The 11,740-nt window shown below is 48.2% G+C and carries 9 protein-coding genes; all 9 read right to left on the bottom strand.

The genetic code is table 11. The features are described from left to right. Positions 1–232: 232 nt before the first annotated feature. Positions 233–412, bottom strand: coding sequence for a hypothetical protein (locus tag ABUA47_RS13915; RefSeq protein WP_175324471.1), 180 nt, complete (start codon positions 410–412; stop codon positions 233–235). Between the two features lie 4 nt (positions 413–416). Beyond that, positions 417–809, bottom strand: coding sequence for a hypothetical protein (locus ABUA47_RS13910; protein WP_004295310.1), 393 nt, complete (start codon positions 807–809; stop codon positions 417–419). Between the two features lie 40 nt (positions 810–849). After that, complete coding sequence (locus ABUA47_RS13905; protein ID WP_007853011.1) at positions 850–1,410, bottom strand: hypothetical protein; 561 nt, start codon at positions 1,408–1,410, stop codon at positions 850–852. Between the two features lie 949 nt (positions 1,411–2,359). Further along, entirely contained in the window at positions 2,360–2,959 is a 600-nt protein-coding gene (locus ABUA47_RS13895; RefSeq protein WP_038605937.1) for a GNAT family N-acetyltransferase, read from the bottom strand. Between the two features lie 5 nt (positions 2,960–2,964). Continuing rightward, positions 2,965–3,132, bottom strand: coding sequence for a hypothetical protein (locus tag ABUA47_RS13890; RefSeq protein ID WP_175324472.1), 168 nt, complete (start codon positions 3,130–3,132; stop codon positions 2,965–2,967). Between the two features lie 33 nt (positions 3,133–3,165). Then, a complete protein-coding gene (locus ABUA47_RS13885; protein ID WP_118327848.1) occupies positions 3,166–3,648 on the bottom strand; it encodes a hypothetical protein in 483 nt (160 codons plus the stop codon). Next, positions 3,638–4,885: a site-specific integrase gene (locus ABUA47_RS13880; RefSeq protein WP_175324473.1), complete on the bottom strand. Its 1,248-nt coding sequence runs from the start codon at positions 4,883–4,885 to the stop codon at positions 3,638–3,640. Before ABUA47_RS13880 ends, ABUA47_RS13885 begins: the two co-directional genes overlap by 11 nt. 256 nt (positions 4,886–5,141) lie before the next feature. Then, positions 5,142–9,185, bottom strand: coding sequence for a two-component regulator propeller domain-containing protein (locus tag ABUA47_RS13875; protein WP_349824550.1), 4,044 nt, complete (start codon positions 9,183–9,185; stop codon positions 5,142–5,144). Between the two features lie 172 nt (positions 9,186–9,357). Next, on the bottom strand, positions 9,358–11,740 hold a 2,383-nt coding region (gene purL, locus ABUA47_RS13870; protein WP_349831686.1), incomplete at its 5' end, for a phosphoribosylformylglycinamidine synthase.

The following is an 11,740-nucleotide window of genomic DNA, read 5'->3' as shown; positions in this document are numbered from 1 at the left end:
TTTATACACAGAGCGTTTTTCTTTACGAATTATGATCCGGTGACAACATTGGCATAACATGGCGGGACATGGAAACATTTTTCCGGTATGGCAATAAGATACGGGGATTCCATTATAAAAAAAGACCCTTGTTTTATTATGTCATTATGTTATTCTGAAATTGGGGCGGGCCGTTCGTGTACCGGTGGGACGGTCCGTTCCCGTAATGGCGGCATATCCCGTACCGGTATCATTATCCTCCGGCAATGCCGCTTCCCGGTCTTGTCGGAGTGACCTTATGCCGGCCGGTGACAACCGCATGTCCGTGCGTAAACATGGCGGCGCATAAAAACAGGCACATCCCCCGGGCTCCTGTCCCGTCGGATGCGCCTGTCTCCGTCATCTCATATACAGCCGGACTCCTCCGGTCCATGCCTCTATCTCAGTATCGGGTTCGAGAGCAGTATCTTGTAATAGGCCACCCCGCCAATCTCTACCGGCATCCTCGCCATCATGAACTGCACGCTCTTCCTCTCCACCTTCGCCTGCCGCATGAGCCTCTGCACGATAAACCCCGCCGAGAACCTTGCGCATCTTTTGTCCTTCCAGACGATGAACCCCTCGCTGTCGTCGGCCCGGCAGATGTACCAGTCATCCGTCTCGTCGTCGTGGGCGAAGTTCACCCGTCCGCCGCCGAGGATTCCCAATTCGATTGACATCGTCTTTGACAGATAGACGGTTCCCCTGCTGTCAAGGTTGATGGTCCGCTTTCCCTTGTATGTGACTTCCTGCGGACGGGAGTTTTCCCTGTTGTATACTATCAGTGCCATAATTGTCCTTCTTTTATCGGTTGAACTGTTTTCGTTTTTTTCAATACATGAAGCTTTCCACCGCCAGCATTTGGCTTCTCCATGCGAAACCGCTGTGGGTACGTACCGCGTCCACCATCCTGCATACTTTCTGCGATATGGCCGATGCCGAGATACCCATGCATTCCGCCAGTGCCTTGAACGAGAACTGCGCCTCATAGAACCTGAGCATGAACATCCGGTATTCCTCGTAGGAGAACTTCTGCCTTACGAAACGCAGTATGTCTCTTACCAGCCGCTCGCACCCGTTCAGGTCATCCTCGGAAAGGAATTTTGCCTCTTCGCCACATCGGAGGAAGAAATCATCTTCAGGGTGTGCATACCGGTTCTCCCTTTTAATCTTTACCAGGGCCGCCTTTTTGTAGCATCCGATGAAATACGCGTCATAGTCCGTTATGTCCTTTCCGGGAACCAGCACCTGCCTTCTTACGAAAAGGTAGGTGTCATGGAAATTGTCCTCGTCCAGCATTCCGTACCGGCGTAACGTCCCTCTCAACCTGTCATAGGATTTTGTGAACCACTCGTTGAACAGTCTTTCCTTTTCTGCGCTCTTGTCTGCCATAGCCTTATATTTTTTTGAGTTATACATGGCCTACCCGTGTAGGCATTCTTATTTCTTGTGCTTCCTCCTGTTTGTTTTTCGGCGGTCTCCGGCAAGGCTTGCCGTGAAAAAATACACTCACGCGAAGCGTGAGGAAGATTTTTTCACGAGCAACCAGCCCGCAGGGCCGCCTTGCGGGACCGGCCTGAAAAACAACTATTTTTGCCGCAAGAAATGAGGATGACGGATTCCTTCTGTCTATTGTCTGTCCTATGAGAATTTAAAATTCCATGCAGCTTTTCTGTCTTCGGTATGTTTGGAGAAATATTCAAGGATGTGGAATGAGAACGGCAATACGTGATATTGCGGAAGGTGCGGAAATGGGATTGGAAACAGGAAGCGTGCCCGGGCTTTCATGCAGTTTATACGGCAGTGTTGATTTTTGGGAGGATTACAGGGAGGTGACAGGAAGGTTGGTTGTCGGAAAAATTGCGTACGCGTTGCCCCTTCCGGAATACGGAGTCCTTTAAATCATGGAAGACTTTATTCAGGAGTGCGTCTCGATATTTGCCTGAGACAAAATTATAAGTCGCCTATTCATGGATAAGTATTTGGAATATATCAACGACATGCTACGATGCGATAAAGAGAATCGGAACGGCGGACTGAAACTTGCAACCGGCTGATAATGCGGACTATTCTAAAACAAGTGTGGAAAACTTGAAGACATCCGCCGGAAAACCTTGGAAAAAGAAGGACCGGACAAAGCCTCCGCCTTCAAAATAATGCTCTATTATGCCACAGGTGCGGCATTACTTGTCATTCCGAATTGGCTGCCCGTGAAATGTAACGATAAATCCACCGCCCGCCATCAAGAAAACGGCTGGTGCCATATGGCAGGCAATCGTAGCGGCAGCCCGTCTTGGGAACCCGTTGTCACCCCAAAGGATTTTACTGATATATTATTATGTCAGTCCTTTTTCAAATCAAAATACAGCAAGCGGGTTTTCAAAGGTTCATCTTGCGGAATATCATAATATTGCTTTTCTATCACGTCTGTCTTATAGAGTGGGACGAAACCGTTTCTTTCATAATACCTGAGAATCTTTTCCTCATTGTATGCATCCACCACGATAAAACGGCATCCTGTCTTGTTGTCCTCATGACGGAACCAGTCCTTTATGAAAGCCATCAGTTGCCGTCCTACGTGGCTTGATGTACCCTGATATTCCCGGTTGACCCCCAGTCTTCCTATCAGCACGGCCGGATAGCTGCGTCCACGTTTAGGATTTACGATATTGCGTTGCAGCCTGTTTTTATCATTGGGGGATATTAGTCTGGTCTTGATACTGTCATTGGACAAGGTAAACAAGGCCACAATACGATGCGGGATTTCAGCCGTCACCCAACAATATGTTTTTCCAAGGAGTTCATCCGCATACAGATCGGCATCATTGAGAAAAAAATCATCAAGGTCATTCTCGCCACAAGTGAAAGGAAGGCAATTCCTCCGTACTTCCTTGTTATAGGCAAGCATGACACAATCATCATATAAAGAAATACCGTCCATTGCTGTTAATTGAACCGGAATGAACGGGATTTCTTCAATACTTTTCTCAACCGTTTCTTTGCCTCCACTGATAACCGGGGTGTTACCTTTGCGGCGTTCTTGTCTGCACTGCGTACGAAATCTTCCGCCGTAGCGCCCTCCAAAACCGGAATGTTCTTGATAGTTATAGCCATGATATTATTTTTTGCAAAAATACAACTTTGTTGTTATACAGCCAAATAATAGCCCGTCTTCCACTCTTTTTTCCGGAATGTTCCTCCATATCCGGAAAAGTCTGTGCCACGCCGCCTGTTGCGGTAAGCCGTTTCTCCCAAGGAAAGGGCAGGCAATACCGGCGGACGTGGATATGGGCAAAACAACCCGCATATGCAATGCAGAGGGAGCAGGAGAGCCTTCACCACAGCCGGAGAGGAAAGCGGTCTCATGCCGGGGTACGGCATGAAAAGGGGCTCCCGGACAGTTCTTTTCCTTGTCGCACATGCACTACGTCGGTCGCAGTTTTCGCCTTCTGAATCCCCCTCACGTTCGTCCCTGCGCTTTCGGAGCGTTTTTCCGGTAGAAAATTTCACCATGCGGAAATTTTCTACCGGAAACCGAAGGGAAAACGCGGAGTCCCGCAGGGACGGACGAACTTTGATGAGGAAGGGGAAAATCGTCCGTTTCGTAAATACCATTTCCTCAGATGGCATCGCATATCTCCTTCTCCATCTTTTCCAGCTTGTGGGACAGGATTTCCATGTCGCTGCTGATCTTCTGGTTGGTTATCCGGGCATATATCTGGGTGGTTTTCAAATCCGTATGCCCCAAAAGACGGCTTACGGTCTCGATGGGTACACCGTGCGAGAGCAGCACGGTGGTGGCGTTCGTATGCCGGGCCACATGATAGGTCAGCCGTATCTTGAAACCGCACTGCCTGCCAAGTTCCTTCAATATGGTGTTGCATCTGCCGTTGCTCGGTACCGGAAATACATGATCGTCCTTGGACAGCCCCTTGTACTTCTCTATGATGCGCCTGGGAACGTCCAGCAGGCGGATGTTGGACTCGGTGTTTGTCTTGCGACGGCGGGTGATGATCCAGAGGTTGCCGTCGAAGAAGGTCTGGAGCCGGTCGGTCGTCAGCGCCTTCACGTCCGCGTATGCCAGTCCGGTGAACACAGAGAAGATGAAGAGGTCGCGTACCAGCTCACAGGTCCCGCTTTTCACCGGGGCCTCCATCAGCGTCTGTATCTCACGCTCCGTCAGGTAGCCCCGATCAACGCTCTCGGGGGAGTTGATGTACCCGGCGAAGGGGTTGAAGGGAAGCGCACCGCTGTTGCGGGCGATGGAGATGACGTGCTTGAGCCCGATCATGTACCCCCATACGGTATTGGTGCGGCATTTCTTCTCCGTACGCAGGAAATACTCGAAGTTGTTGATGAACGTCAGGTTGAGTTCCTTCAGGGGGATATCGTCACGGCGGTATACTTTCGGGACGAACTCGCAAAGGTGCCTGTATATGGTACGGTAGCGGTTGTATGTCCCCTGCACGCGGCTGTGTCCCACCTTCTTGATGAACTCCCCGTTGTGCTGCTCGAAGAGCTTCAGCAGCGTCTCGCGTTTCACGCCCAGCCCGAGGCAGGCGTCCCTCAGCCTGGCGGCGGTGACATAGCCGTCGGACTGCATCAGTTCCTGGTAACGGCGGTTCACGTCCACACGTATCCGGTCAACCGCCGCATTGATTTTCTGCGCCTCGGCGCTCTTGCCCGTGGCACGTGCCGTTTTCACGTCCCAAAGTTTCGGGGGCACGTCCAACTTGCAGCTGAACTGCTTGATTTCGCCGTCCACCGTAAGACGGCACATCAGGGGGAGATAGCCGTTGGCTCTCTCGCTGCCCTTCTTCACGTAGAAGAGGATTTTGAAAGTCGATCTGCTCATACTCGTTTTCATACTTTTTTGATCGTTACAAAGTTAATATCAAGCGAGTTGTCCTCAGGTATGAAAAACTGTGCAAATTGCTGAAATAGAACCCGTTGTGCCGTTTCTTATTCCCGTTATATCAGTAACGATATGGGAACTGAAATCTTTCGCAGTTTTTAGCGGATCTCCTTTTTCAGCTTATGCAGTATTATGAGTTAAACACCTAACTGCTTAATAGACTGCATTCTTGCTGTATTATCATCAACCTTGCTTTTTCTTGCTGCGTTTACTTTATTTCTTTATCATCTTTCCCTTCCTTCCCTCTCTTGGCATACTGGCTTGGGCTCATATTGAAATGTTTCTTGAATACTTCACGGAAATATTTCGCATCACTGAAACCGGTCAGCTCTGAAATCTCGGTGATGGTATGCTTTTGTTCTTTCAGAAGTTGGGCAGCATGTTTCAGTCGAATCAGCCGGATGTAGTCAGCCGGAGCTTGGTCGGTCAGTGCCTTTATCTTATTGTAGAAGCTGGTCCTGCTCATATTCAGCAGGTTGCAGAGCACGTCGACGTTGAAGCTTGGGTTGTCCATATTGTCTTCGACGCTCTTTTTGACGGTTGCAATGAATTTCCAGTCCAAGTCGTTGGAGCAGTTGATGCAATCCGTATTGTTCTTCTCGTCGTTCAGGTCCAGGCTGGCATATTTGTGGCGCAACAGTGCCCGGTTAGTCAGCAGGTTGGCAATGTTTGCCCGCAATATACCGATATTGAAGGGTTTCACAATATATTCATCCGCTCCGCTTTGCAGTCCCTCGATGATATTCTTGTCGGTATTCAGTGCTGTGAGCAGGATGATGGGGATATGTGATGTCTCGATGTCGTTCTTCAGGATATGACACAATTCGTCTCCTCTCATTTCCGGCATCATGATGTCTGAAATGACGAGGTTGGGCATATACTCCTTGACAATGGTCAGTGCCTCTTTTCCGTTGGAGCATACTTGTATGTTGTACTGTTCAGACAATGTTCTGCGCAGATATTCCCTTAGTTCGTCATTGTCCTCTACAATAAGAATTTTCTGGTGGCTACTGTTGTTTTGCGACTGTTGCTGCGTCTTGTCGTAGATGTCGCTGGAAGCAGGGGACGATGTGGCGGAGGCATTGATAGGCACTCCGGAAGCCGAATAAACAATACGTTCGTTTTGGGGCTGAGGGCGTTGGATTGCCTTGCGGAAATGCTTGTTCCCTTTGGGGAACGTGATTTTGATGCAAGAGCCTTTCCCTTCCATGCTGCTGAAGTTGAGCTTTCCTTTATGTAAGTGTACAAGTTTCCCTACCAGAAGTAGTCCGATGCCGCTGCCGGTAACTTTGGAATTGATAGCATTACTGCCACGGAAATGCATCTTGAACAGCTTTTTCTGTTCTGAAGCCGGAATTCCGATACCGGTATCTTTCACCTCAATACTCCAGGTATCTTCTGTCTCGGAAGTAAAGACATGTACATTGCCGCCGTCTGGTGTATATTTCAGTGCGTTGGATATGATATTTTTCAAAATGGAATCCATCTTGTCCTTATCTAACCATACGTTCAGATAACGGAAGCTGCTTTCGTAGGTCAGGTTGATGTGTTTTATGTTTGCGTATGAACGGAAAGCATCGATCGTCTCTTCCATATATGTGCTCAGTTCGTATTCGGATACGTATAGACTTCCGGAATAGGTGTCTGCGCGCTCGAAATTAATAAGGTTGGTGGTCAGGCGCAACAAGGCATTTACGTTTCGCAGGGCTGTATTGATGTTGCTCTGTCCGCTGGAAGTCAGTTGCTCGCGTTCGGTGATTTCTTCCAAGGGTGCTTTGATGAGCGTCAGTGGAGTACGTATATCATGCGCTGTATTGACGAAGAAGCGTATTTTCTCATCGGATTCTTTCCGCTGTTTTCTCAAGACTATTATTCGTAGAGTGATGCTTGCAATGGATATGATAATCACTGCATAGAGTATCAGCGCCCAGAAACTGAGCCAGAGGGGTTGCTCGATAATGATGTCCATACTGCGTTCCTCCAGGACAATACGACGGTCTTCGTTGGAGATGGCACGTACGCGGAGGGTATAGTTGCCCGGACTCAGGTTGGTAAAACGGATGACGTTTTCCTCTCCCGGACGGCTCCAACCCTCATAGAAGCCTTCCAGTTTCCAGGAGTACAGAATTAGGGAAGGATAGTCATAGTTGATGTCTGAGACCTGCAATGAGAAGATGTTCTGGTTGTACTTCAAACGCAAGGTTTTTGTCTCGTCAATATCCAGAATAAGTGGAGAACCTTCATCCTTGGGATAAACGGTCTGATAGAATACCCGCAGGTCACTGAATACCATTTTGAACTTATAGTCGCGAGGCAGGATCATGTCTTTGTTGAATTCTATGGCTCCATCCGTACTGCCGAAAATGAAATTGCCGTTTTTCCTCAAGGTGCCTGAGGCTGCGTTGAAATGGTCAGACTTCAGTCCTTGTTCTTTGGTCCAGTTATGGAATGTCTCTTCGACAGGATAGAAGGTGGACAGACCGTGTTCTGTACTCAGAAAGATATTTCCTTTACCATCAGACAATAGTGTATAGATATTATTGGAAATCAAGGCGCAGTTGTCTCTATGATAATGTCTGAATGTGTTTTTGGTCGTATCATATACCAGTAAACCGGCATTGTTGGTACCGATATACAGCATTCCGTCGGAAGCTTGGCATAGGGAGTAGATGTAGTAGGATTCTACCGGCATCTGGATATAGGTATACTTACCGGTTGCTTTTTCCAACAGGTACAAGCCGGTGGAAGTGCCTATCCACATATGTGTGGAGTCTTTCTCTATGATGGCAGTGATACCATTCAAGCCCGGGAAATGGCGTATATTTTTTCTGGAATAATCTATTTCTTTTAAGTTATAATACCCTCCGAACCAGATGTTTCCTGAAGAATCTTTCATAATGGAACGGATATACTTGTCCGGCCGGATATTCAGATTACTGAATAAAGACGGAGTAAAGAACTCTGTGGACAGTAGTTTCTTGTTGATCTGGTAGATGCCGGAACTATATCCTCCGGCCCAGATGATGCCGGGCTCCACTTCGCACAATGAGATGAAGATATGGTTTTTACTATGGCTTGCGGTGTCGAAACTGCTGAGAAAAGAATGCCATTGTTTCGTCTTGCTATAATAAAGGCTGATGCCGTTATTGGTGGCAAACCATAAATCGCCGTCATGGTCTTCAATGATGGCATTTACCTGGTCATTGATGAGTGACTGTTTATTGCCGATAGAGTGTTTTATCCATTGATAATCGGCATATCGGTTGTTGCGTACAGTTATACCAATGGGATAATTAGCCATCCAGATGCGTTGTTCACTGTCAATGTAGATATCATTGATGGTATTTCCGTTCATTGAGTTGTACCGGTTATAGTCAGCAACAATGTATGGTATAGATTCATAGGTATCGGTATTCATTTTGTAGACACCGGCCCCGTCTGTAGCTATGAGGATTTCATTGTTATTGTAGGCACGGATACAGTTAATACTAACGTCCATCAGTCCGGATGGGATATGCATGACTTTGTGCTCATTCAGGTCATAGGTAAATATTCCCCGTTGGAAAGTACCGATAAAAACCTTGTGAGACGGTTTATGATAGTATAGTTCGTTGATTTGTATCTTCAAGGTGTCCAATTGGTTGCAGGGACTGAGGGTGAGGGTGTTGTTGGCCAGCTCAGCATAATGTATGCCGATGTCGGTCCCGATGAAGAAGTGGGTCGAATCAATCTGTGCGATATCAGTAATTCGTTCTCCTATTTCGTTTTGAATGAATGTCACCTTCTGGGTATTGCTGTCGTACAGATATAGGGCATCTTCATTGCAAAGCCATATTACGCTGTTGGCATCCACAAAACCGTAACTGATAGGGGTTGGACGTCCTTTCACTTCGCTTTCGGGTAGCTTGTATACCAGGACAAAACGGTCGTGTTTTGTATCATAGCGGAACACGCGTCCTTTCTTGCCAATTTCCCATATGGTTCCTTTGGAATCCACATAGAGCCAGTTCAGGTTCATCATGGAATTCACTTCCTCATCTCCATCCATCAGTTTGTACGGCTTGAATTCTTTTCCGTTGTATCGGTCGATGCCGTCGTGGGTAAGAAACCACATGTAACCTTTGGGTCCCTTTTGAATAGCATATACCCGTCTGTTGCTCAAACCGTCTTCCACACCGATGTATTTGTATGTTTGTGCAATGCCTATAATTGGCAATAATAGTAGTATGCAGAAAAAGAAGTACTTTTTCATAATTGTCGAGCGGTTTTTTGAATGTTGTACTGAGGGAGAGTTGAAAATAAACACAAAAATAATGCTTTTGTTTGAGAAAAGCAAAAAAAGAAAGCGAAGAATAGAAATGTAACAAGCGCGGGATTATTCATAACCCGCGCTTGTTACATTTCTATAAAAAAGGAAGTTCAGTTCATTTTTTATTGGCTTCCACCCACTTGCGTGCATTGACAAATGCTTCTACCCAAGGAGTGATTTGGTCGCTGTTTACGCGGTCTGCGGGGTAGCAACCGTTCTGCCAGGGGAAGATGGCACGTTCCAAGTGGGGCATCATGGCCAGATGACGTCCGTCGGCACTTGCCAATCCGGCTATGGAATAATCTGAGCCGTTGGGGTTGGAAGGGTATTCGTCGTATGAGTATTTCAGCACGACGTTGTATTTGTCCTCGTCGTATGGCAAGGAGAATTTTCCTTCACCGTGAGCTACCCAGATACCCAGTTTGCTTCCACTCAGTGAGCCGAGCATTACGCTGCGGTTGGTGGGGACAGTAACACCGAGGAATCTGGATTCAAACTTGTGTGAGTCGTTATGAAGCATCTTGCCGTTTTTCTTGTGCTCGGGATTGATAAGATTAAGTTCCATCATGAGCTGGCAGCCGTTGCAGACACCCAGTGAAAGCGTATCCTCGCGTGCATAATATTTGTCGAGCGCTTCTTTTGCTTTCGGATTGAAGAGGAAAGCACCTGCCCAACCCTTAGCAGAACCAAGAACGTCGGAGTTGGAGAAACCACCGCAGTAAACAATCATGTTTACATCTTCCAACGTTTCGCGACCGCTGATAAGGTCGGTCATGGTAACGTCCTTCACATCGAAGCCTGCCAGATAGAGTGAGTAGGCCATTTCGCGTTCGCCGTTGGTTCCTTTTTCACGGATGATGGCGGCGCGGATACCGGAAGGTGTGCGGCGGTCCGGGTCGATGCCGTATTGTGAGAACTTGCCTTTGAAGTCCGGCATGAAGGCGAATTCCACCGGTTGCATCTTGTAGTTCTCGAAACGCTTCTTGGCACAGCCGTTCATGGACTGCTTACGGTCAAGGAGATAAGAAGTAGAGTACCATACATCACGCATATAGTCGATGCCAAACTGATAAGTAGCATCGCCTTTTGATACAAGAATATGGCGTTCGTCTGTCGGTTTGCCGAGCTTCACGTAACCTACGCCTGCATCTTCCAGGATTTGCTTTACAGCTTCCTTGTGCTTGTCGCTCACCTGGATAACGATACCCGGGTTCTCCGCAAACAGAATCTTGATAAGGTCTTGCTCCTTGATTTTATCCAGGTTGATTTCCATACCGCCTTCCACATTGGCAAAGCACATTTCAAGCAGTGTAGTGATAAGACCACCGGCGGAAATATCATGTCCGGCAAGAATCAGTCCCTTGTTGACCAGTTCCTGCACGGCAAGGAAAGCATCGCGGAAGTATTCGGCATCCTGCACGCTGGGAACTTCGTCACCTACCTTGCCCAGGGTCTGAGCAAAGGCAGAACCGCCGAGTTTCAGGTTGTCGAAACTGAAGTCTATATGATAAATGGTAGTCTTTTCATTGTTAACCAGCACCGGAGATACGACTTTCTTGACGTCGGAAACTTCTCCACCGGCAGAAACAATTACCGTGCCCGGAGAAATTACTTTGCTGCCGTCGGGGTATTTCTGTGTCATGGAAAGAGAGTCTTTACCGGTCGGTACATTGATTTGCAGGGAACAGCAGAAGTCACTCAAGGCCTTTACTGCCGTGTACAGACGGGCATCTTCACCTTCTTGCGAACGGCAAGGCCACATCCAGTTGGCAGAAAGGGAAACGCTGTCCAGACCTTCGGCAAGCGGTGCCCAAACCAAGTTGGTCAATGCTTCGCTGACGGAAAGAACGGAGCCGGCTGCCGGGTCGGCAAGTGCCGCCTGGGGAGCATGGCCCAGAGAGGTTGCGATACCCTTTTCGCCGCGATAGTCCAAAGCTACCACACCACAATCGCTCAGAGGCAACTGCAATTCACCCTGGCACTGTTGGCGGGCAATCTTGCCTGTTACAGAACGGTCCACCTTGTTTGTTAACCAGTCTTTACAAGCCACAGCTTCCAGTTGGAGCACATTGGTGAGGTATTCGTGTAGTTGGGAAACTTCGTATTGGGGCATTTCGTAGTGACGTTCCACGGTCTTGTCCACCATATAGGTCTTGGGGGAAGAGCCGAACATCTGTTCTACGGCGAGGTCGAACGGACGTACACCGTCAGCTTGCTGGAAGGCAAAGCGATGGTCGCCGGTCGTTTCACCGACTACGTACATCGGGGCACGCTCACGTTCGGCTACCTTGCGTACATGTTCGATGGCCTCTTCCTGAATCAGCAAGCCCATGCGTTCCTGGCTTTCGTTGGCAATGATTTCCTTGGCAGACAGAGTCGTGTCACCGATGGGCAACTTGCTCATGTCAATTAAACCGCCGCATTCCTCTACCAATTCGGACAGACAGTTTACATGTCCGGCAGAGCCGTGGTCGTGGATGGAAACCACCGGATTGGTC

The organism is Bacteroides sp. RTP31139st1_H2_RTP31139_211217 (assembly GCF_040227615.1).
GTDB lineage: Bacteria > Bacteroidota > Bacteroidia > Bacteroidales > Bacteroidaceae > Bacteroides > Bacteroides uniformis.
The sequence above is the reverse complement of the archived record's forward strand: the minus strand, read 5'-3'. Positions and strand labels throughout refer to the sequence as shown.